Annotated in this window: 26 protein-coding genes; 7 read left to right on the plus strand and 19 right to left on the minus strand. The window is 55.3% G+C overall.

Annotated elements, in window-relative coordinates:
* Positions 1-3: 3 nt before the first annotated feature.
* The 3 genes from SIB58_RS07980 to purS are packed head-to-tail and all read right to left on the minus strand — an operon-like array spanning position 4 to position 1886.
* Complete coding sequence (locus SIB58_RS07980) at positions 4-978, minus strand: S66 peptidase family protein (RefSeq protein WP_067325396.1); 975 nt, start codon at positions 976-978, stop codon at positions 4-6.
* A 3-nt stretch (positions 979-981) separates the two neighbouring features.
* Positions 982-1635 carry a phosphoribosylformylglycinamidine synthase subunit PurQ gene (gene purQ, locus SIB58_RS07985; RefSeq protein WP_067325394.1) on the minus strand — a complete coding sequence of 218 codons (654 nt, stop codon included), beginning with the start codon at positions 1633-1635 and terminating at the stop codon, positions 982-984.
* Complete coding sequence (gene purS / locus SIB58_RS07990; protein ID WP_066905461.1) at positions 1632-1886, minus strand: phosphoribosylformylglycinamidine synthase subunit PurS; 255 nt, start codon at positions 1884-1886, stop codon at positions 1632-1634. Before purS ends, purQ begins: the two co-directional genes overlap by 4 nt.
* A 67-nt stretch (positions 1887-1953) precedes the next feature.
* Here purS and SIB58_RS07995 point away from each other — a divergent pair, with 67 nt between their 5' ends.
* Positions 1954-2337, plus strand: a complete 384-nt coding sequence (locus SIB58_RS07995; protein WP_231856982.1) for a hypothetical protein — start codon at positions 1954-1956, stop codon at positions 2335-2337.
* On the opposite strand, the gene SIB58_RS08000 is transcribed toward SIB58_RS07995, so the two are convergent.
* Positions 2338-3042, minus strand: a complete 705-nt coding sequence (locus SIB58_RS08000) for an SDR family NAD(P)-dependent oxidoreductase (RefSeq protein ID WP_066905459.1) — start codon at positions 3040-3042, stop codon at positions 2338-2340. It abuts the gene before it with no gap.
* Positions 3043-3116: 74 nt separating this feature from the next.
* On the opposite strand from SIB58_RS08000, the gene SIB58_RS08005 reads away from it, so the two are divergent.
* Positions 3117-3665 (plus strand): methyltransferase family protein, encoded by a 549-nt coding sequence (locus SIB58_RS08005; protein WP_066905457.1) that lies wholly within the window; start codon positions 3117-3119, stop codon positions 3663-3665.
* Between the two features lie 69 nt (positions 3666-3734).
* Positions 3735-4343, plus strand: coding sequence for a hypothetical protein (locus SIB58_RS08010; RefSeq protein ID WP_067325391.1), 609 nt, complete (start codon positions 3735-3737; stop codon positions 4341-4343).
* Between the two features lie 41 nt (positions 4344-4384).
* Here SIB58_RS08010 and SIB58_RS08015 read toward each other — a convergent pair whose 3' ends face one another.
* The 3 genes from SIB58_RS08015 to SIB58_RS08025 are packed head-to-tail and all read right to left on the minus strand — an operon-like array spanning position 4385 to position 6374.
* Positions 4385-4744 carry an MliC family protein gene (locus SIB58_RS08015; RefSeq protein ID WP_414494801.1) on the minus strand — a complete coding sequence of 120 codons (360 nt, stop codon included), beginning with the start codon at positions 4742-4744 and terminating at the stop codon, positions 4385-4387.
* Positions 4745-4746: 2 nt separating this feature from the next.
* Positions 4747-5844, minus strand: coding sequence for a cobalamin biosynthesis protein CobW (gene cobW, locus SIB58_RS08020; RefSeq protein WP_067325550.1), 1098 nt, complete (start codon positions 5842-5844; stop codon positions 4747-4749).
* Positions 5844-6374, minus strand: coding sequence for a pentapeptide repeat-containing protein (locus SIB58_RS08025; protein ID WP_066905625.1), 531 nt, complete (start codon positions 6372-6374; stop codon positions 5844-5846). Before SIB58_RS08025 ends, cobW begins: the two co-directional genes overlap by 1 nt.
* Before the next feature lie 87 nt (positions 6375-6461).
* On the opposite strand from SIB58_RS08025, the gene SIB58_RS08030 reads away from it, so the two are divergent.
* Genes SIB58_RS08030 through ilvD form a run of 3 tightly spaced genes read left to right on the plus strand, consistent with a single transcriptional unit; the run spans position 6462 to position 9123 of the window.
* Positions 6462-7079, plus strand: coding sequence for a uracil phosphoribosyltransferase (locus tag SIB58_RS08030; RefSeq protein WP_066905449.1), 618 nt, complete (start codon positions 6462-6464; stop codon positions 7077-7079).
* Between the two features lie 24 nt (positions 7080-7103).
* On the plus strand, positions 7104-7400 hold the full coding sequence (locus SIB58_RS08035; RefSeq protein WP_066905447.1) for a hypothetical protein: 297 nt from the start codon (positions 7104-7106) through the stop codon (positions 7398-7400).
* 52 nt (positions 7401-7452) lie between these two features.
* Positions 7453-9123 (plus strand): dihydroxy-acid dehydratase, encoded by a 1671-nt coding sequence (ilvD, locus tag SIB58_RS08040; RefSeq protein ID WP_067325385.1) that lies wholly within the window; start codon positions 7453-7455, stop codon positions 9121-9123.
* Here ilvD and SIB58_RS08045 read toward each other — a convergent pair whose 3' ends face one another.
* The 8 genes from SIB58_RS08045 to glpX form a co-directional block, all read right to left on the minus strand.
* On the minus strand, positions 9124-9378 hold the full coding sequence (locus tag SIB58_RS08045) for a hypothetical protein (RefSeq protein ID WP_369813406.1): 255 nt from the start codon (positions 9376-9378) through the stop codon (positions 9124-9126).
* Positions 9379-9713: 335 nt separating this feature from the next.
* Positions 9714-10754 carry a dienelactone hydrolase family protein gene (locus tag SIB58_RS08050; RefSeq protein ID WP_414494805.1) on the minus strand — a complete coding sequence of 347 codons (1041 nt, stop codon included), beginning with the start codon at positions 10752-10754 and terminating at the stop codon, positions 9714-9716.
* Between the two features lie 240 nt (positions 10755-10994).
* On the minus strand, positions 10995-11567 hold the full coding sequence (locus tag SIB58_RS08055; RefSeq protein ID WP_066905441.1) for a CIA30 family protein: 573 nt from the start codon (positions 11565-11567) through the stop codon (positions 10995-10997).
* A complete protein-coding gene (gene pgl, locus SIB58_RS08060) occupies positions 11564-12280 on the minus strand; it encodes a 6-phosphogluconolactonase (RefSeq protein WP_066905439.1) in 717 nt (238 codons plus the stop codon). Before pgl ends, SIB58_RS08055 begins: the two co-directional genes overlap by 4 nt.
* A 10-nt stretch (positions 12281-12290) precedes the next feature.
* Positions 12291-13709: an NADP-dependent phosphogluconate dehydrogenase gene (gndA, locus tag SIB58_RS08065; RefSeq protein ID WP_066905622.1), complete on the minus strand. Its 1419-nt coding sequence runs from the start codon at positions 13707-13709 to the stop codon at positions 12291-12293.
* 87 nt (positions 13710-13796) lie between these two features.
* The gene (locus SIB58_RS08070) at positions 13797-15092 is read right to left on the minus strand and encodes a glucose-1-phosphate adenylyltransferase (protein ID WP_066905437.1); all 1296 of its coding nucleotides are present in this window, start codon (positions 15090-15092) and stop codon (positions 13797-13799) included.
* Between the two features lie 131 nt (positions 15093-15223).
* Positions 15224-16537 carry a glutamyl-tRNA reductase gene (locus tag SIB58_RS08075; protein WP_066905435.1) on the minus strand — a complete coding sequence of 438 codons (1314 nt, stop codon included), beginning with the start codon at positions 16535-16537 and terminating at the stop codon, positions 15224-15226.
* A gap of 31 nt (positions 16538-16568) precedes the next feature.
* Positions 16569-17573, minus strand: coding sequence for a class II fructose-bisphosphatase (glpX, locus tag SIB58_RS08080; RefSeq protein WP_066905433.1), 1005 nt, complete (start codon positions 17571-17573; stop codon positions 16569-16571).
* Between the two features lie 157 nt (positions 17574-17730).
* On the opposite strand from glpX, the gene rpe reads away from it, so the two are divergent.
* On the plus strand, positions 17731-18465 hold the full coding sequence (rpe, locus tag SIB58_RS08085) for a ribulose-phosphate 3-epimerase (protein ID WP_067325380.1): 735 nt from the start codon (positions 17731-17733) through the stop codon (positions 18463-18465).
* A gap of 68 nt (positions 18466-18533) precedes the next feature.
* Here rpe and SIB58_RS08090 read toward each other — a convergent pair whose 3' ends face one another.
* The 4 genes from SIB58_RS08090 to SIB58_RS08105 form a co-directional block, all read right to left on the minus strand.
* Positions 18534-18848: a DUF3288 family protein gene (locus tag SIB58_RS08090; protein WP_066905429.1), complete on the minus strand. Its 315-nt coding sequence runs from the start codon at positions 18846-18848 to the stop codon at positions 18534-18536.
* A 156-nt stretch (positions 18849-19004) separates the two neighbouring features.
* Positions 19005-20768: an iron uptake porin gene (locus tag SIB58_RS08095; RefSeq protein WP_067325377.1), complete on the minus strand. Its 1764-nt coding sequence runs from the start codon at positions 20766-20768 to the stop codon at positions 19005-19007.
* Between the two features lie 164 nt (positions 20769-20932).
* Positions 20933-21307: a TM2 domain-containing protein gene (locus SIB58_RS08100; protein ID WP_066905425.1), complete on the minus strand. Its 375-nt coding sequence runs from the start codon at positions 21305-21307 to the stop codon at positions 20933-20935.
* A 529-nt stretch (positions 21308-21836) separates the two neighbouring features.
* A complete protein-coding gene (locus tag SIB58_RS08105) occupies positions 21837-22325 on the minus strand; it encodes a hypothetical protein (protein ID WP_066905421.1) in 489 nt (162 codons plus the stop codon).
* Between the last annotated feature and the right edge of the window lie 5 nt (positions 22326-22330).

Genomic DNA, 22330 nt, shown 5'->3' on the forward strand with positions numbered 1-22330 from the left:
CCTTCAGGCCTGCAGTGTGAGTTGTCCTGATTGTGCGTTCAGCAGTGCTTCGCGTCCCAGAGGAAGTGCCAGGTTCGGTAAACCATGGCCAAGAGGAAGATCCATCACCAGAGGCACGCCGAGATCACTCAGGCGTTCCTCAAGGATTTCCGCCATGGAGAAATCTCCAGGGAGAACGTCGTCTTCCTTCCAACTAAAGCGACCACATGCCATTCCAGCCAAACCTTTGAACAGTCCTGCGCTGCGCCATTGGGTGAGCATGCGATCCACTCGATAGGGCGCCTCGCCCACATCCTCCAGCACCAGAATCGCTCCCTTGAGCGAGGGAAACCAGCGGGTACCAATCAAATGGGTGGCGACCGTGAGGTTGGTCACCACCAGTCGCCCCCGTGCCATGCCACCGCGCAATCCTCGTCCTTGGAGGGGTTGTGTCGGTCGTCCGCTCAGCAGATCAACCGTGCGCTGCCACTGTTTCTCAACGCCCCAGGCTGAGCCATGGATGGCTCCCAGCAGACCGGCCTGCCACTGGGCGAGCAGCAGGGCACTGCTGTCAGAGAAACCCAAAGACCAGAAAGGTCGCTCGGGAAAGCGCAAACCAGACTCAAGCACCCGCGCAGCACCCCAGCCACCTCCCACATAAACAACACCATCGAGAGTGGGATCGTTCCAGGCCTCTTCGATCGACGCACGTCGTTGCGCATCAGTGGCAGAAAACCATTGCCACTGGCCTCTAACGCTTTCTGGAATTTCGAGAGCCCAGCCTTGGGCGGCACATCGCTGCAGCAATAGCGTGAAATCTGTCTCAGGATCCATCCAGGTGCCTGGATTGATGGCTCTCAGCCGGGAACCTCGGCGAAGTGGAGGCACTGGCCGAGGTTGACGCAAACTGGAAGCGGCTTTGAGATGGCCGCCAGCAAAAGACACAGCAACTCCTGAGCCGGCGGAGAGAGCCAGCGCCAGCAGAGAACGACGACGCATGGGTCAGGAGAGCAGCGCTTCCAGGATGGCTCGACCTGCCGTTCCTCCCGTCTGCTGATCACAGGCGCGCTCAGGATGAGGCATCAGTCCGAGCACCGAACCGGATACATTGGTGATACCGGCGATATCGCCTACCGAGCCATTGGGATTCTCGCAGTACTGGAGAGCGATGGCATCGTCATCTTGAAGCTGCTTGAGCGTGTCATCGCTGCATTGGTAACGCCCTTCGCCGTGGGCAATCGGCAAGCAAAACTGACTGCCACGGCCACGTGAGGACAGCCATGGAGAGCGATCACTCACGACAGAAAGAGCGGTGTCTTCACAGATGAAGTGAAGATCACGGTTACGGGTGAGCGCTCCAGGCAGCAGTCCCAGTTCTGTCAAAACCTGGAAACCATTGCAGATGCCAAGCACCCGTCCACCGGATGAGGCGAAACCGAGCAGAGATTCAAGCACCGGAGCAAACCGGGCAATCGCGCCGCAGCGCAGATAGTCCCCATAACTGAAGCCACCGGGAAGAACCACCGCATCAAGGCCACTCAGGTCCCGTTCCTCATGCCAGAGGTAACGCGTGGGCATCCCCAGGCAGCCCTCGGTGGCCCAGCGAACATCACGGTCGCAGTTCGATCCTGGAAAAACGACAACCCCGATGGTCATGGCTGGGTCAGCTCAAGAGTCCAGTTCTCGATAACGGGATTGGCCAGCAGCCGATCACTGAGCAGCTCCAGGTTGCGACGTGCTTCCGCCTCATCAGACGCCTCCAACTCCAGCTCCACGGCCTTGCCGATGCGCAGTCGCTCCACACCATCCACACCGAGGCGGGACGCGGCAGCCCTGGCAGCTTCACCGGCTGGGTCGAGAACCGATGGGCGCAGGTGCACCAGAACGCGGGCTTGGTAACGCGGCACGGGCTCCGAGCGGCAATTGTTAAATATTGACAGGCCAGGGGACCGCTTTCTTTCCACGAAATGCAGGTTGAAGAAAGACCCTTGCCGCAACGGCCAGTCCGTGCCCCATCCACTGGCTCCCCTTATCCGCTCACTGAGCCAAACCAGCCTGCTGGTTGCGGCGGGACTTGGCATGGCAGCACCTGCGAGACCAGCCGTCAGCGTGCCTATTGAATGCAGGCAACAGCATCAGGAGTGGCAGAACTGTCGGTACGAAAGCGATCAACCGGGAAGGAGCTGGCAGCTGGAGTTCGAAAACAAGACTGTGCGCTTTCACCATGACGGCAGCGGTCGCATGAAGATGCAGCTGAATGACAATGGCGACTGGACAGGCGTTCAGGCCCGTTGGATCGCGGAACGAACGCTCTGTTGGAACGACGTTTGTGCCCGAGGAGAGATCCCTCTGGATTGATCAGCGCTCAAGCGATGCATTAACAGCGCACTCAAAGGGGACTGCCGCCGATGGGAGCGTCAGCAGATGTGCGCAGAGGCTGGCCAGATCCTCGGGCTGGGTCATCTGCTCAGGAGGCATCGTCTTGACCCCTGCCGCCATCCGGGTATTCACCCAACCGGGACAGACGGCGGTCACGCGAATGCCGTTCTCCCACCCCTCGTTGCGCATGGTCTGGCAAAGGCCCATCAATGCGAATTTGGAAGCGGTATATCCAGCAAGCGAACCTTTGGACCTCTTGCCGCTCATCGAAACCAGCACCTGAATCCGACCCCGTCCGGAGTCAACGAGGGCTGGCCAGGCAGCTCGGGTCAACCACCAGGGACCCATCACGTTCACCTTCCAGAGTTCATCCGGTTCAGACCGTTGCTCCTCACTGAACAGCAGGGGCGTGCGACGCAGGATTCCGGCGCAGTGGATGAGCGTGTCCAGGCATCCAAACCGGTTCAGGGTTGCCTCGACGACCCGTTGAGCATTCTCAGGAACGCGAGCGTCATAGGGGCATGACATGAGGCTGGCTGGAGCTTGCGCTGGATCCAGATCAGTTCCCAGCAAGGCCTCGGGATTCCGCACTGCCAGGCAGAGCTGATGCCCCTGATCGATCAGCCTGCGAGCCACCGCAGCTCCAATCCCCCGGTTGGAACCTGTGATCACAACGGTTCTCATCGTTCATGGGAGGTCAGGATTGGAGCATGGTCCCATCGACGGGACAGCCTTTGCAGTAGTGGAGCTACCCCGCCGTGACCGACTGGAAAGACGCTTTCACAGGCTGGGGACTGAGCTGGGACGGATGGATCAACAACCGGCGCGGTGAGTGGTGGTTGCTGGCGCAGCTGGCCCTGATCACCTGCCATCTGTTGCCCGCCTGGCCCAAGCCTGAGTTCTTTGGGATCAGCTGGCCTCACGCTGCTCAACTCACGGGCCTGATCATCCTGGCCCTCGGACTGGGCCTGGCCGTCCAGGGATTTCTGACGCTGGGGCCCAGCCTTTCTCCCTTGCCAGATCCGAAACCGGGAGCCGTTCTGATCACAACAGGGGTCTATGCAAGCTGCCGGCATCCCCTCTACCGAGCGGTACTGGTCTGTTCTCTGGGAGTGGTGATCGCTTTGGCGAGCCTGTTCCATCTTCTGCTCTTTCTCGCTCTGGTCTCTGTGCTGACAGGCAAGGCCCGACGCGAGGAGCGCGCACTGCTTCGAATGCTTCCCTCCTATGCGGACTACATGAAAACGACGGCGGCCATCGTCGCCCATTGCCCGGGGTTGGACTGGCGCCGACTAGAGGCCAGCTGAACAACCGTTTATTCATTCATCAAGCGATAATCATCCCCCTTAGGAAAGGCACGTTTTTCTGCCAACGGGATGCAAATCGCCAGAACTCGTCCTCTGTTCAGCAGCCTGCTCTCAGGTCTGACCCTGGCCCTGGTCCTGGCAGGGATAGGTTTGATGCCTGAAGCAAGGGCTGAAGCCAAACCGTTCAAACGCCAGTCCTTGATGGCCTTGCTTGAACCTGTAGCGCCGAAGCCAGATCCTGTCCCCACACTCGTTCTGGAACGCACCGATCGGCGACTGCAGACGACCGGAGACCCCATCTGGGACCTCAAGATTGAGATTCCGGGTGAACCGCTGCGACGGTTCGATGCCGTCAGTGGCCGGGCGAACCGACAGAACGCCAATCGTGACCAGCTCGGTAGCCGCGCTCCCCTGCCCATCGGCCGTTACAGCGTGGGGGTCGTCGAACCCCTGATCGATGGTGATTACCCCGAGCTTGGTCCTGTCTGGATCAGTATTGAACCCACCTTCACAACCGGGCGCAGAGTGCTGGGGATCCACCTGGATCCGAGCGCAGGACTTCAGAATGCCAACAGTGGCACTCTCGGCTGCATCGGACTGGTGAATAGGTCCGACATGCTCGAGCTGGCTCAACTGATTGAACGCAGCGGCGCCGATCGACTGGAAGTCCGTGATTGAAGGCTCCATCACCTAGAACCAGCTGTTCGCGCCGCCGGGTTCTAGGTCACTGAATCACAGTCCTTCAACGTGACATTCCACTTGCCGTGAGAGTCGCGCTGCTGAAGGAAACCGCTGTTGCCTTTGATCCACCAGGTGAACTTGCTGTCAGCACTGAATCGGGCTCCTGATGCCGAGGAAATCTGCGGCAAGGTGAGCTGACGACCATCCGGCAGTCGCAGACGCACAAACGCCAGAGAACCATCGCGAAGCCCGTAGTAGGTCGCCTCAAGCTGCTCACCACCGCTGCAGCGGTAGCTCGAGCTTGACTCCTTTTGAAGACTGAGCTCTTCGGCCTTGAGGCACAGCAGTGAGCTCGAGAGTCCCCCAAGAAGAGCTGCTGCTGCAAGACAACGCAACACGATCAAACTCCCTGAAGACAGCTTTTTTGCAGACACCTTTCCAGTCGCTGAGTGGAATCGTTCTGCAAACCGATCACCACCAACTCCAGACCTTGGGATCCGGCGGGTTTCCAGGCCTCTGATGGCGCCGACTCAAACCAGCTCTCAAGACGAGGACCCACCATCTGGATCTGAAGAGGCAGGGTTTTTCCCTCAATCCAGAGCCGTCCCTTGAGTCGAATCACATCGTGGTCGATCACGAAACTTTTGAGCAGCTGTTCGAGCTGATCACGCTCGAAACCTCCCTCCATTCGAATCTGACCACTCACAGCCTCCACATGCGTGTGATCGTGATGGTGGTGGCCATGATGAGCGTGGTTATGACCATGGCTTTGATGTTGATGGTCATCGTCAACGGGCGTGGATTCCTCCTGTGAAATCACCATCCCCAGCACAAGCGCTGGATCGACAACGCCACGAGTGATGGCCAGGGTGACCGCTCCCGACCTCAACCGTTCTGCAAGCTGACGTTGTACGGACTCCATCTGGGGGACATCGAGACGATCAGATCGACTGATCAGTACAAGATCTGCAGCTTCGAGCTGATCCCTAAACAACTCGTCGATAGCAGTGAGGTGATCCAGATTGGGGTCCTGCTGACGCTGACGTTCGAGGGCTGCGGGATCGCCAACAGGGCTTCCTGCACTGAGGGCTTCCCCGTCGACAACGGTGACCACTCCGTTCACGTGCACACGCTTACGGATGGCTGGCCACTCAAGAGCCTGTAACAACGGTCTGGGCAGCGCCAGGCCACTGGTTTCCACAACGATTCCATCGAGCTGATCAGAACGCTGCAGCAATGTCTCCATCGTCGGCAGGAAGTCGTCCTGAACCGTGCAGCACAAACAGCCGTTGTTGAGCTCCACCAACCGACCGTCAATCTCGTCGTCAGGACAGAAGCCACAGCTTCTGATGAGATCGCCATCGAGCCCGACCGTGCCAAATTCATTGACCATCACCGCCAGCCTCTGGCCGCTCTTCACAAGAAGATGTCGAAGAAGAGTTGTCTTCCCGGCTCCAAGAAAGCCTGTGATCACGGTGACAGGTAGTCGTGAAGGCATCAGCGACACCCCAGGGTGTCACGGGTGCTGAGACCACTGCGGCTGTTGACACCCGTGGCCCTGCCGCACAAGGCCTTGAGCTGGGGAAGGTCGATCACAGCATTGGTGAAATCCGTTCCTTCGATTTCAGCATCGGTGAAGCGACTCTGCATCAGCATCGCGTTGGTGAAATTGGCATCGCGCAAATCAGCTCCGTCAAAGCGGCTTGAAAAGGCAACGACATCCTCAAGATCAGCTCCCCGAAGATCAGCTCCCTGGAGCTGCGAGGTATTGATCACAGCACCACGCAAATCGGTCTCGCTGAGATTCACCTCACGCAGATCGGCTTTGAGGAATTCCTTCTCTTTGAGATCGCGTCCATGCATATCGGCTGTGATGTCCTGAACAGCCCGTTGCCCGCGCAGCTCCGGAGCCGTAATCGCTTCAGCAGCGCCACCAGCAAAAACCATTGCGGTGAAGACAAGCAGCCCACAGACAAACGAAGCGATGCAGCGGCGGGCAACAGATCGGAATAAAGCTGACAAGACCATGGTGAATGAACGCTCGACAGGTGCCTGGAAACAACTGCCGTAACTTGAGCGGTCACGATATGGCAGACGACTGCCCAGCCACGCGTCATGGCCAAGACTCTCCGGGTGGTGGTACCGCCCCATCCCCTGATCGCCCACTGGCTGACCATGCTCAGGCATGAGGGAACTCCACCGGCTTTGTTCAGAACAGCCATGGAGGAGCTCGGACGCTGGCTCAGCTACGAAGCGATGCGTGACTGGCTGCCTCATCGCAAGGATCTGGTGAAAACCCCACTGGGGAGCACGGAGGGAACCGTGATTGAGGCAGCAGTTCCACTGCTGGCGGTTCCGATGTTCCCGGGAGGCCTCCACCTCTGGGAAGGTGCCCGCCAGGTACTGCCAAGCGCCGAACTCTGCCTGGGAGGACTGCCGGAAACGATTGAGGCCCAGGCAGGCGTGGTGATGTTTCTGGATCAGATCCGTCGTGGCGATGAGCTGATCGACCTGCTTCAGCGTCTGGAGCAGCTGGGCGTTGAAGCGCCGAGACTGCGTGTGATCACAGCACTCTCCGCCAGCCCTGGACTGAAGCGAATCGGTGAGTCCTACCCGGAGATCACGATCCACACAGGCTGCATCGATGCCGACCTCGATGAGCAAGAAAGGATCCTTCCAGGAATCGGTGATCCCCTGCAAAGACTGGGAATCAGAACAGCTCAGCCGAACTAGGCTGAACACATCTAATGGAAGCCCATGGCGCGGCAGCAGGACTCTGCATCAGGAACCCTGGCCACACTGGTCAGTGGCGCCGTTCTGGGAGCGGCTGGATTCGGTTGGTGGCTGCTCTCCGAGGCAGACCGCCGTCGTCGAATTCGCAACCAGCGCTCGATGCTTTATGCACCGCGCATGCAGGACGGTAGTGAGGCATTCAGCGCCGGGAATCGACCTGAGCCTGATTCCGATAGTCACCTTGAAGCCCGTGTCGAGCAGCTGAATTCGGCGATTGCAGATGTGCGCCGTCAACTTGAAGATCTCGGCTCCAGGCAGTGACAGAGAGGCCGGTAGGTTGACCGGAGTGATCCGCCGCAACGCGAGACAGTCCATGCTTCGCTCCGATGCCGTCACCAAGGGGATCCAGCGTTCCCCTAACAGGGCGATGTTGCGAGCCGTGGGATTCGGAGACCAGGATTTCGGCAAGCCCATCATTGGCATTGCCAACGGCTACAGCACGATCACGCCCTGCAATGTGGGCCTGAACGATTTGTCGAAACGGGCGGAAGCAGCCGCTCGGCAGGCGGGAGGCATGCCGCAGATGTTCGGAACGATCACCGTCAGCGATGGCATCTCCATGGGAACTGAGGGGATGAAGTACTCCCTGGTGAGCCGTGAAGTGATTGCCGATGCAATCGAGACAGCCTGCAACGGCCAGAGCATGGACGGTGTTCTTGCCGTGGGTGGATGCGACAAGAACATGCCTGGCGCCATGCTGGCGATGGCCCGGATGAACATCCCGGCGATCTTTGTCTACGGCGGCACGATCAAGCCGGGAAAACTCGGTGGATGCGATCTCACCGTGGTGAGTGCCTTCGAAGCCGTGGGACAGATCACGAACGGCAAAATCGATATGGATCAGCTGATCGCCGTCGAAAAGAACGCCTGTCCTGGAGCCGGAAGCTGTGGCGGCATGTTTACGGCCAACACGATGAGCGCCGCCATCGAAACAATGGGGCTGAGTCTTCCGTGTAGTTCCACGATGGCGGCGGAGGATGCCGAGAAGGCCGACAGTGCTGCCCGGTCGGCTGAGGTCCTCGTCGAAGCGGTGAAAGCGAACATCAGACCCCTGGATCTGCTGACCAGGAAAGCGTTTGAAAACGCGATCAGCGTGATCATGGCCGTTGGCGGCTCAACCAACTCGGTTCTGCACCTGCTCGCCATTGCCAGAACAGCGGGAGTCGACCTGAACATCGATGACTTTGAACAGATCCGCCAGCGGGTTCCGGTCTTCTGTGACCTGAAGCCGAGCGGTCGTTACGTCACCGTTGATCTGCACAGAGCCGGCGGCATCCCCCAAGTGATGAAACTGCTGCTGAATGCAGGCCTCCTGCATGGAGATTGCCGAACGATTGAAGGCAAGACGCTGAAGCAGCTGCTCGAAGATGTGCCTTCAGAACCTCCTGCTGATCAGGATGTGATCCGTCCAATCAGCAAACCTATCTATCAGAAAGGACACCTGGCCATTCTCAAGGGCAACCTTGCGCTCGAGGGAAGCGTCGCCAAGATCAGCGGGGTCAAATCTCCTGTCTTGACCGGCCCTGCGAGGGTCTTTGAAAGTGAAGAAACCTGCCTTGAAGCCATTCTTGATCGCAAGATCAAGGCTGGAGATGTGGTGGTCGTCCGCTATGAGGGGCCAGTGGGCGGGCCAGGCATGCGCGAGATGCTCTCACCCACTGCAGCCATTGTCGGTCAGGGACTGGGGGAGAAAGTGGCCCTGATCACCGACGGTCGCTTCAGTGGTGGTTCCTACGGACTGGTCGTGGGGCATGTTGCGCCTGAAGCCGCTGTTGGCGGCACCATCGGACTGGTACAGGAGGGCGACAGCATCACCGTTGACGCCAATGAACTCTTGCTGCAACTCAACGTGGATGAAGCCGAACTGGAGCGCAGACGTGCTGCCTGGAGCAGTCCGACTCCCCGCTATCGCACCGGCATCCTCGGCAAATATGCCCGTCTTGTCAGTTCCAGCAGCAGAGGAGCGGTCACCGATCAGCCCTGATCAGACCAGCAGGGCCCTGAGGCGTCGAGCGAGGGCTTCCAGCGGTGCCCCGTCGTTAGGAGCCGAACAGCGCTTGCCGGTATCACCATCCATCCAAACCGGGTGCTGTCCATGCCAAAGAAGTGGTCTGTCTGTCTGATTCAACCAACTCAGCATTAAATTCAAATCCTCACCACTTTGGTAAATCTCGAGTTCGAGATCCTGCTCACTACAGCGGCTGCCATCTGGGTCTCGACATTCAAGATGAGCGCTCAAATCAATCATCGTCTTCAAAGAATCGGTATTGGATATCGGCGCCTGATCAGAGGAAAACTGCTGATCGAATGGAACAAGCGCGTGAATCAGCGGCTTTCGGCAAAGATCGGCAGCCGAACAAATCAACTCAGCCAGAGAAGGCTTCAAATCGTCCATACCTTGATCCCAGAAGCCATCCAACAATCAGGGATTGCGTGCAGAGAATTCAGCCGAAATCTCATCTCTCAACCCCAGACAGAACACTTAGACAATTGCCAATGGTGGGCATGGTATTCCCAGCGGTCCTAGCAGAAATATCAATCAGCTTTAAACCAACCACTGACAACTGCGGAAGCCTAACGAGAACGGTGAATGTCAACAATGCGTGAATCCGAGGCAGATTGGTCGAGGAAAGACTGACCCGATTTAGCATCAAGATTTAGACTCTTATTCAAAAATGCAATAGCATATTCCATTGTAGGAATATCCACATAGGGGCGACTTGGCCTATTAAAGTTTAAACCCGATTCACCACGAGCCCAATCCGCAAAATTCTGCATATCGCCACCATCATCAATGCCGGCAATCGTGAAATGGCTAACACGGTTGATATCAATTAAGACAGCGTTCTGAGCATTATCAAAAATCGCCATAGCCCCACCGCGCCATGTGGGATCAGCCGAAGGTCCAAACAGCAGTGGGATTTCAGGAGATACGCTGCCAGTCAGGACACCTTGCGTATCACTCAACTGAACCTCACCGGAGCATGGGCAAAGAGCATCAGACATTGAACAGAAAATCAGAATAGGCGCCGAAACGCTTCTAACAACGGAACTAGGGGTCGGCTGAACTCCGTTCCATGGAGCGATCGCAACAACGGCTTTAACCAAATCAGATCCATCCGCACCGAGACCAGATGCCACATCGACAACCATCCCGCCTCCCATGCTGTGACCCATGAGGGCAAGTCGATTGGAATCAACATCTGAGCGACTCTTTAAATATCTCAAATTCGAGCGAATATCATCTGCCATACCAGAAAAGTCGACAGCATTACTAAATTTGATCGGAAGCTGAAAGAGGTTACCCAGAGTAGCGAACGGATGATCAACATTCATCACTCCACAATCACCTTGCTGCTGGCTTGCAATCACCATGAAACCCCAGGAAGCGAGACGTGACAGAGTGGATGAATACTTTTCTGCAGGACCACACAATCCGTGAGCAAAGACCACAGCAGGCCACGAACCTTCAGGAGCAGAACCTGTGGGAGCAAACAACAACCCCTGGCCTTCAACCGATGACACTGAAACGGCGTACGGACCAGGACCTTTAAAACCATCCTGTTTTGCCAGAGCCGAAGAACACAATTGCGCGGACAGAAGAGCCAAAGGCAATGCGCAAAAACACAGAAGAATTTTACTTAAAAGGGGTGATCTCATTGTCACTTTAATCGATTACTATCAAAACAATAGACTCGGACAAATCAAGGCGCAAGTTCAAGATGAACACGGGTTGCCCCCCGACTCAACAAACCACCAATGCACTAGTCAGCACTGAATAATTCGAAGAGGTTGTCACTTTAATCATGGTATAAAGGCAAGCAACAGAACTTCTTGGACGCGGGAATATTGCCGTCAAAATGCTTCGATCGAGCGAATCAAGAGCTTGATCTCACCCGCTCGATAGCCGGGATTGGGCTCACCATCGTCACCGAATCGTGAATGCAACAACTGAAGACGCGTAATACACGATGGGTCAAAGCGAACTGGAAGACTGACAGGTTTCGCTCGCACAACAGGCCGGAGAAGGTCAAAGGGAAGATCTACGATCGTGGTATCCGTTAACTCGGTGGCAACCGTTGTGACCCAACGCAATCCACCAGGAATCAACTCGGTGAGTCCGAACACGCCATCACGGCACGCAACTGCGAATTTGAAACTGCGTCCTTGCCCATCCAATCTCAGCCGCAGGCCTCGGTAGGAACTGAGATCCAGGGGCGGTCGAAACACCGGAGAACGGCAGCTCACGAAACCACCGCCTTCACTCACCACCTCGCCTTCAAGAACTAGACCCTGATCACTGAATCGGCAGCCTGCACGGCTGGACCCACCCATGATCGTGTCATTGAGACTGGCCCAGTCGCGAAAGGAGTCACCGGCAGCGATCACTCGAATTTGCGGTGGCTGTTGGTAGGGAGGTGTTGTCAAAGACCTTCAGCAGCAGCCTGATCAGCGAGCACGAGAATCTCAGAGGCTGGCTGCACCAACTTGGCAGGTGTGCGCTCCGGGGACTCCTCAGCATCCATCAGCCGTGACAAAGCCTGGCGCTTGGCCTCTCCGCTCACCAGAAACACCACCTGGCGTGCAGCACTGAGAACGGGAGCCGTGAGAGTAATCCGCTCAAGCCCTTTGCCCCGGCCAATGGTGGTCCAGCGATCACAAACTCCGGGGGCCTCCGTTCCAGGAAACAGAGACGCCGTATGACCGTCATCCCCAAGGCCGAGCAACATCAGATCGAAAACGGGTGGTTCGCCCAGGCAGACCTTGGCCACCAGCTCAGCAAAGGCCTCGGCACTGGCTTCTGGAGAGGGCAGTTCAACAGTCGGAACGGGATGGAAACAGGCGCGGGCTCCTGGCTGATCCTGCTTGAGCAGGGTGTTGCGCAACATACGTGCGTTGCTTGATTCATCATCAGCAGCCACCCACCGCTCATCGCCTAGGAAGACGTCGACTCTGTCCCAGGGCAGGTGTTCCTGCCCCAGCAATGCATAGGCCAGAGCAGGGGTGTTGCCACCGGACAAGGCAATCTGTGCCCGGTCCCTTTGGTCAAGCGCCAGGTCGATCGCGGATCCAATGTGCTCGGCGGCTCGCCGAGCAAGATCCTGGGCTGATTGAACCTGCTCGATGCGATAAGAGCTCATCGCGCGGCCCTCACTTGAGCCACTCGGTGTGGAAGATGCCGTCTTTGTCCACGCGCTCGTACGTATGGGAACCGAAGCAGTCACGCATGGCCTGCACAAGGTTCTGGGGAAGGCGTGCCGTGCGGTAGCTGTTGATGTAATCGAGAGTGCTGCTTAGGCAGGGCACTGGAACGCCGGCAGCGGCTGCACCAGCGACCACTTTCGCCAGTCCGGGCAGACGACGGTTCACCTGATCGGCGAACCAGGGATCGATCAACAGGTTCTCCAGTTGGGGGTTGGCGTTGAACGCATCCTGAATCCGCTTCAGCAAGCGGGCACGGATGATGCAGCCACCTTTCCAGATCTGGGCAATCGACGGCATGTTCAGGTTGTAGTTGTGCTCAGCGGATGCAATCCGCAGCAGCTCCATTCCCTGGGCGTAGCTGGCCATGCAGGCCAGAACCATGGCATCCATCAACGGAGACATGCCATCAGCCGTTGTGCCCATGTCGAACGCCTGAATGGCCGGCCCCTTCAGAATCGGCTCAGCCTTGATGCGCTGCTCCTTCATGGAGCTCATCACCCGTCCATTGAGGGCGGCGTAGATCGTGGGCACCGAGGCGCCCATCTGCAGAGCACTGACAACAGTCCAGAGCCCCGTTCCCTTCTGCCCAGCCTTGTCCTGAATCTTGTCCACGAGCGGAGTGCCATCATCCGGATCCATGGTGCGCAGACACACCTCGGTGATTTCAACGAGATAGGACGACAGCTCCTCGGTGCTGTTCCAGTGCGCAAACACATCCGCCATCTCGAGGCTGCTCATGCCACCGACCCGCTTCATCAGGTCGTACCCCTCGGCCAGAATTTGCTCAATGCCGTATTCAATTCCGTTGTGCACGGTCTTGACGAAGTGACCTGAGCCTCCCGGGCCGATGTAGGTGACACAAGGACCATCCTCAACCTGGGCCGCCATCTTGCAGACCAGACTTTCGATGGCGTCATAGGAGGACTTGGTCCCTCCTGGCATCATGCTCGGCCCCTCCAGAGCACCTTTGGCTCCACCCGAGACGCCCATCCCGATGAATCCAAACCTTTTACTTTCCAGTTCAGCAACGCGTCGTTCGGTGTCGTGATATTCCGAATTACCACCATCAATCAATAGATCTCCCTCATCCAAATAGGGGGAAATCTGCTCGATGACTGCGTCCACAGGTCCTCCAGCCTTGACCATCATCAAGATGCGTCGTGGACGTTCCAGTTTGTTGACGAAATCCTGGAGGTCAGTGGCTCCCTGAATGTTTTTGCCCGCCCCACGGCCGGACATGAATTCTTCCGTCTTGGAATAAGTGCGGTTGTAGACGACGCTCGAGAAACCATTGCGCTCAGCGTTGAGGACAAGGTTTTCCCCCATCACGCCTAGACCAATCAGACCGAAGTGGGCCTTGGACATGCTCAGCTGGACCATTCACTAATGACAGTGTGACCACAGCAACCGAAGTCGGCTGCAAGATGGTCAACCTCTGTCAGGAATGAACGATCAGATCACACTTCCATCAGGAATCGATGCATTTTTTACAACGACCACGATGCCATTACGGATGTAGAAGCCGAGCTCGGCGCGATCGGCTTCTTCAACATTGTCCTTGTTCACGATCGTGACATTGGAACCAATGCGCGCATTTTTGTCGAGAATGGCACGCTTGACCGTGGTGCCCTGGCCCACCCCGAGGGGGATGCCACCACGCTCTCTGAGCACTGCACGCTCTTCGCTGGACTCAAAGAAATCAGCACCCATGACAAGGGTGTCTTGAAGCACCACATCAGACTCAAGCCTGCTGCGGACACCAAGAACACAGTGATGAACACTGCACGACTTCAGAATCGACCCCTCGCCGATAATTGAATTGGTGATCTGAGCATCAACAAGTTTGCTCGGTGGCAGATAACGCGGCCGTGTGTAGATCGGGAATTTCTCGTCGTAGAAGCTGAATGGGGGTTTTGGTTGTTGCGTCAGAGCAAGGTTGGCCTCATAGAACGCACCAATCGTGCCGATATCTTCCCAGTAGTCATCGAAGACATAGCTCTGGAGCTTGTCACCTTGAGCAAGCGATTCAGGAATCACTTCCTTGCCGAAATCCTTGTGGTTGGTGTTGCCATCGAGAAGATCGAAGAGTGTCTGACGACTGAACACGTAGATCCCCATCGAAGCCAGATAGGGACGTTCCTTAGCGGATTCCGGACTGAGCCCGAAGCGGGCTGTGTCCACGGCCATCTCAAGCAGGGAGTCACCCTTCGGCTTTTCGCGGAATTCCTGAATATTGCCGTCATTATCCGTTCTCATCAGACCGAAGGATTCAGCCTGTTTGGCATCAACTGGAAGTGCCGCAACAGTCAGATCGGCTCCAGTGCGTCGGTGATGCTCAATGAAACGGCTGTAGTCCATGCGGTACAGCTGATCCCCGGACAGGATCAGATATTCATCAACATCCCATTCCTGAAACAGCCACTGATATTTGCGCACTGCATCAGCGGTACCTTCGAACCAGGAAGGACTGTCGGGAGTCTGCTGAGCGGCAAGGACCTCGACGAATCCGCCACCGAAGGAATTGCTGAGATTGAACGTCTGGCTCAGGTGACGATTCAGTGAAGCACTGTTGAACTGCGTCATCACGTACATCTTGTTGATGTCGGAGTTGATGCAGTTGCTGATCGGAATATCGATCAGTCGGTACTTGCCGGCCAGAGGAACAGCGGGCTTGGCCCGCATCTTGGTGAGGGGGTATAGACGCGTTCCCGCTCCTCCCCCCAGAATGATGGCCAGAACACGCTTCATGCCGCCCCCGCAGATCGGCTTTGCCGGGCAAACCTACCGGACTTTTGGGGCTCCCAACCGATGCATGGGCCAGATCCGACAAGAATGCTGGGAATCAGATTTAGACAGGGAAATTCAGTGCCGGAAATGACTCAGCGCTCCTGCTCATCATCCTGAACCAGATCGAACAAGCGCTCGACCACAATCAGCGCATTTTGTCTTTCGCTGCGCTGCTGCGGTGCACGCAGTGAAGTCACAGGGGTGTGCAGGATCTTGTTGATGATGCCCTTGCTGAGAGCTTCCACAACCTTGCGCTCACGAGCAGAAAAATCCGGTCCCATGCGACTGAGCGCCTTTTGCAGCTCCTCGGACCGGATCGACTCCAGAGAAGAACGCAGTCGATTGATGGTTGGGACTGCCTCCAGGCTGTCCCACCATTCCAGAAAAAGCCGCGCTTCTTCATCGAGGAGTCCCTGTGCTTCTCGAGCCACCTGCTGACGGGCTTCCTGATTGCGTTCGACAACTTCCTTGAGATCATCGACGTCGAAAGCCTCAACCCCGGTGATCCCTTCCACATCAGCATCAATGTTGCGAGGGACACCGATATCCACCAGCCGCAGTGAGCTGCGACGATTCAACTGCTGCAATCGACTGGCATCAATGATTGGATCATCTGCAGCCGTGCTGGTGAAGACCAGCGAACAGGTACTCAGGCAGTGATCAAGATCGTCCAGTGAACGACACTGCACTGGAAGATCAGGGAAGTCGGCAGCGAGGGCCTGTGCCCGGCTCACGGTGCGGTTCAAAACAACCACACCTGAAGCACCTTTCGCTTTCAGATGCTGAAGCAAAAGACGGCTCATCCGTCCGGCACCGACAACGGCCACCTGTTCATCCTCAAGGGTGACCAGATCGTCCACACCACGGCTCTGCCCCAGCTTCAACTGAGCGAGTTCAACAGCTGCAGAGCTGATGGAGACGGCACCGGTGCCCAGATTGGTTTCGCTGCGAACCCTTTTACCCGTGCTCACAGCTTGCGTGAGCAGGCGATTAAGGATCGGGCCGAGCGATTTGTGCTCCTGGCCCAGGCGCATCATTTTCTTGACCTGGGACAGAATCTGCCCCTCTCCCAGGACCAGGCTGTCAAGACCGGCGGCAACCCTCATCAGATGACCAACAGCATCCTCGTGGTGGAATGTGAACAGGTGAGGTTTCAGATCTCCGGTATCCAGTCCGGAATGTCCACTCAGAAATTCCCTGACAGCCGAAATTCCCAGTTCAGGATTGCGTACAAGGGTATAAATCTCAAGGCGATTGCAGGTGCTGAGAATTGAAGCCTCAAGCACCTGGTCATGCCCCCGCAGATTCTGCAGGGATTCCTCCATGGTTTGCTCAGGAATGCTGAGCTTTTCGCGCACTTCGACCGGTGCCGTTCGATGACTGAGGCCGACAACGGCGATGTGCATGGAGAAAACCCTCGCTGCTTGAAGAAGGAGATCAGCTCAGAGCAATGCTCTGTGCACCATCCTTGATGTGAACCGTGTTGGTGAAACGGCAGGTGTCGTCGAGATTGCTGATCACAAGGCTGCTGGTACGAGTGCAGTCCTTTTCGAACTTAACGCCGTGGAACAGCAGACCATCGGTGATACCGCTGCCGGCAAACACCACATGCTCGCCGGATGCCAGCTCATCAGCCTCATAGATCTTGTCTGGATCGCTGATACCCATTTCTGCCAGACGAGCCAAGTTGCCCTCCTTGGTCAGATCAGCCCATTCCTTGGTTTGGGCCACGGCGGGGTCATAAACAAGCTGACCCTGAAAATGTCCACCCAGAGCACGCATGGCAGCTGCGGAGATCACACCCTCAGGGGCTGCACCGATGCCCATCAGGCAATGGGTGCCCGTACCGGCGAAACCACAGGCAATGGCGGCCTGAACATCTCCATCTGAGATGGGTTGAACACGGGCTCCAGTCGAACGGATTTCAGCGATCAGATCTTTGTGGCGCGTCCGGTCCATCACAACGATGGTGAGCTCGTCAACAGCGAGTCCAAGGCATTCGCTGAGAATCTTGATGTTTTCGGTTGCAGACTTGCGGATGTCGACCTTGCCTTTAGCCGCCGGGGGAGCCGCCAGCTTCTTCATATAGAAGTCAGGCGCATTGAACAAGCCGCCACGATCGGACGCCGCCAGCACAGCCATTGAACCGCGCTGATTGTTGGCGCAGAGGTTGGTGCCTTCGCAGGGATCAACGGCGAAGTCCACTCCAGGGCCATTACCGCTGCCAACCTCTTCGCCGATGTAGAGCATGGGAGCTTCATCGCGCTCGCCTTCCCCGATCACAATTCGACCCTGCATCTGAATCTGGCCCATGCGCTGACGCATGGCTTCTACGGCTGCAGCATCGGCTTCATCCTTTTTGCCGAGGCCTGTGAGGCGAGCAGAGGCGATGGCTGCCTGCTCAACAACCTCGAGAATTTCCTGGATGAGAGTGCGATCCACTTGAGTGCGGCGGGGAACTAAATGCGGTGAGGAGCAGCTCTCAGGACTTGGCGCCACTGGGCTTTTCGCTCAAAAGCGCGGCTTACTGTATCAGTGACTTCGAGCAAGCCTGAGTTCATGGCGCTTCCCTAAAGTCCCCCGAGTTTTCAGAGCCTCCATGACCGCATCCGAACGCCCGATTCAGATCATTCCATCGGTGCTGCCCGCTGATTGGGCTGCCATGGGCCAGTGCGTGAAGGATCTCGAAGCCGCTGGTGTCGACAGAATTCAGTTTGACGTGATGGACGGCAACTTTGTGCCGAATCTCACGTTCGGCCCTGAACTGATCAAGGCGTGCCGCAAATACTGCAATGTGAAATTTGAGACCCAGCTGATGGTCAGTCAATACAACTCGGAAACGATGCTTGAGCAGTACGTCGATGCAAGCAAGGGGCCAAACGGAGAACCTGGCGTTGTCATTGCTCACGTAGAAGCCAACACACACCTGCACCGAGTGCTTGGCAGGATTCGGCAGCTCGGGGGGAGTCCCTCCGTGGCGATGAATCCCCATACACCGATGGAGATGGTCAAAAACGTGCTCGACATGGTCGATCACGTGCTGGTGATGACAGTGAATCCTGGTTTTGGTGGTCAGGCCTACATCCCCACCATGCTCGACAAGATTTCACAACTGAGAAAAACCATCGATGAACGTGGTCTCACCGTTGATATTGAAGTCGATGGTGGAATCAAGGCCAATTGGACCATCTCCCAGTGTTGCGCTGCAGGCGCCAATTGCTTCATTGCGGGAAGCGGCATGTTCGCCTACCCCACACTGAAAGAAGGTTGCGACGATCTGCGCCGCGTTGCACAGGAAGCCAGAGAGGGCAAGGTTCTGCCGACTCCTTCCTGACCGCCTCAGTTAAGTGATTCAGGCGAAGGCCTCGGTTCACCACCTGGGCCTACCCAAAGCAGCAGCGATTAACCCTCCTGATCGGCCACATCAGCACCAGAACCGAGTTCGTTATCAAGCTCCTGACCAGGCTTCCAACCACTGGTCCAGATCTCACGGCAACGGGCGTTGAGGCTCTGAGAATCGAGTCCCCAGCCGGCAACCACCTTCTGGATATCCTGTTTGATGTCATCGGCGCCTGGAAAATCGCCGTATCGCATCACAAGTCTTGCCGCCACAGTGAGCTGCTCAGGACCTGGATCGCCCTGATGACCGAGCAGGGCATCCACCTGATCACGATCCGTTGCATAGAGCGGATGCATCTGACCGGTCTCTTCACTCATGGGGAAAATTCATGACTACACAACAGAATGTCATTGAAAGGAATGATGGTCCTGTTTAAGTCAAACAAAAAGCCGACCTGCAAGACAGGTCGGCTTGAATCTTCATCGGTTGATGGCGGAGATGCCTGATCAACCAATCAAACATAAACTGCTAGATCAGAAGGTGAATGTTGTGCGAAGCACTCCACCGAACTGATTGAAGGTGCCATCTTTTCCGTCACGGCCTAGGTAAGTTAATTCACCCAAAGGACGGCTCAGATAAAAGACTGCTGGAGTCACAGTGATGTTATCTGTAACCTGGAAACCGTAGTAGGCCTCCATAACGTAGTTGCCGTCATATGGGGTGTCCCCGCCCTTCAGTGCAGTCGCGAATGTTGGTTGTCCAATCGCAACACCTAGACTGTTGCCCTGGAGGAATGCATCATCCCAGTGCAGTGAAACCTGCCAGGACTGAGAAGTCGTCACAATGAAATCAGCCGCACCGTCACTATCGCTCAGGGTATTGATACCCCAACCCGCGCTGATTGCTGGGATCCAACCGGTCTCTTCAGGCTGCCAATAACCTGAGAGTGCAAATGCATTCAGAGAGCTGTTAATCGTTGCATCATTGGCTAAATAACTGAGCTGTGTAAATGCTGTTGAGTAGGGAACGAGCTGAGCTTCCTGCAAGTAGGAATAAACACCAGCAATGCCCCACTGCTCAGCTTGGTAGCCGATCTGAACAGTACCAACTCCAGCTGAGCCATCCGTAGCGATACCTCCTTCCTGAGGATTGCCGAACATACCGTTTTGTGAAACGTACTGAACACCAGCCACGAAGCCATTGTTTTCGTAGTTGAGTGCCGCACCAGGACCCTGAGTCTTGTTGTAAGCAGCAGGTGCACCGTTGAGCGTCAGCACATCAAGAACAGTGTTGCCATCACCGGAGGGATAGACAGATGGCCACATCGGCATCATGTCATCCTGTCCGACGTTGGCACCAACCACAAAGCTGAAGCTGCTTCCAATCGGGGCTGTGTAGAAAATTTTGTCAATGTAGATTGCATCACTGCTACTACCGCCATCCAGGGAATCTGAAGCGACTTCAAGAGTCGACAGAGTAGAGGGAGCGCCGAAAAACGCAGTACTTCCGAAATTGCCTGCTCGCAAAGTTGTCGTCAACAGATCCTTACCAGTGAAACTGGTATTGAGGTTGATCTGCGTGTCGTAGTTGAATGTTGTGGCTCCGAATCTCCGACCTTCATAATATTGAGCGTTATCCCCACTAAAGAGCAATTCAGATACGGCTGCGTCGCTGAAAGGTGTGTTCTCAAAAAGGCCGTCGTCAGGATCTGCCAAGAAATCATTGATTTCAGTAGCTGTCAGACCCAATTCAAAGCGGTCATTAAGACCGAACAAGTCGTACTCGTTTAGTTCCCCCCCAAAGGCATTAGCACCAAGCACGAAGCTGGTCTGTCCCTCAAGTTTGGTCGTGGTGGAGAACTGCATCGCTTCCAGTTCGCCAACACGAGCTTCCAGACCATCAACACGGCCCTTGACGATGGCGAGTTCCTTTTCGAACTCCTTCATCAAACGCTTGAGCTCGTCGGTCACTTCGGTGACGCGGTCGAGACAGGCATTCAGAAGTGCGGCCGCCTCAAAGCGGGTCATGGCGCGGTTGCCGCGGTAGGTGCCGTTGGGATAACCGGCGACACAGCCGTAGCGCTCAATCAGGTTGCTGAGAGCCTGATAGGCCCAGTCGGTCGGGTAGACGTCAGAGAACTGGGTGATGCTGGTGACCTGCTCGACAGACACCGCGCCCTCGGACACGGAGGCATAGTCGGAGACACCGGCAACATTGACTTCAGTTGCACCGGCAGCCATTGGAGCCAGCAGGCCCAGGGCAGCGGGAGCAACGAGCAGTTGCTTGAAAAATTTCATGGAATTCCTCACACCAAGAAAAGAGGAATGCAAATAGTAAGAACAAAGATCAAGACCGCAAGGGGGCGCAACGATCATTTATTCAAATGATGCACAAGATCGTCTAATGCAGCGGCAAAACCTAGACTCAAGAGACTACTGAGACAACAAAGAGAATCCAGATATTAGTAAGGGCTGATTTCCTTGATATCATCATACAATTGTTTTGCTAATCTATTGTTATAACCTGTGCACAATTCGCGCATGCAAAGAGCATCAAAGATGGAAAAAAGCGCAGGCAACAATGTCCATGAAAAAACGAGAAAAATAATACCACTGTTGCGATCATTCAACCAAAATCGGTGAAAACCAAACCATCCCAAAAGCAGGGCATAAACAACTCCTAAAGAGGGCTGTCTGCAACGTAGCTCAAATTCATTTTCAAAAACCATCTGTTCACCATGAGACATTTTTTTAGCAAGATGTTGATACTCTTTTCTCATCTGTAGCCATAGAATGATTGCTTTTAACAGGTTAACAATGACAGGACGAGAGATCAAGCTTGTTGCAGAAAAGCACCAGAGAATTCTCTGATCCGCCGTCACCAGATATAAAATGTTGTTAACACCAGAACAACAGGGTGATCAGGGCAAAGACCGGCTGACAAGAATAGACCTTAAGCAAATACAATGAACACCAGCGAAAAATTTTGAGCTGATTGAAACTCAGGAGTACGTGCCGGTCGAAAAATTGAAAACCATCATTCTTATCATGAACGACCTCGTCAACCCAGGACAGAAAAGAAATCAAAAGAATAGGGTTTTCAGCAACCTCTCGGACTAGGGTTAACTGTGTATGAGTCAGACTGATGCCCCATTGCAGCAAATGCGGCAAAATGCCAAACTTAGGCATTAAACGCCTGTTGAGAAGCTTCGGACACCTTCTTGAAGCGCTGTTCCATTCAGTTTCAAACTTACTGAAAACAAGAAATAAAAATCAGCAAGTCAAGTAAGAATAAAAACTAATAAAAAACCTTGGCCAGTGAACAGGCCAAGGAAATCAAAACAAAGAGCAGGTTATCGTTAGGTCTTAAGCAACGATCCAAGCATCTTCTTGCTCATCTCTTTGGATGGTTCCAGAAAGATTATCTTTCCAGTGATCATAAGCTACGTCGAACTCACGATCCCAAAGGGCAGGAATGTCAATTACAGACTTCTTGAAATAACCATCCTGAATTGAGCTGAGGTAAAGCCTTCGAAGAGCGACCCAACGTGGTTCGTTCTTGTGTGACATCCTGAGCATAATATCTTGCTTCTCGCCATCGATGTCTTCATCAGGGATGCAATAAAAATCTCCTACTCTACGCTTAGAACGTAAAAAATGACCCTCTTCGAGCAGGTGATTAGTGATCGCATTCTGACCATCTTTTTGATCTAATAATTGGAACAGCTTCCTAGCCCGCTTAAGACCAATTTGATATCTTCTATTGGCAAGCCATTGCGTGATTGCAGTACGACGTGTAATAGCTATCAGGACAAGCACAAGCGCAATGAGCAACTCAATTTCAATAATCAGCATGATTA

The sequence above is a fragment of the Synechococcus sp. MIT S9504 genome (assembly GCF_047497135.1).
GTDB lineage: Bacteria > Cyanobacteriota > Cyanobacteriia > PCC-6307 > Cyanobiaceae > Synechococcus_C.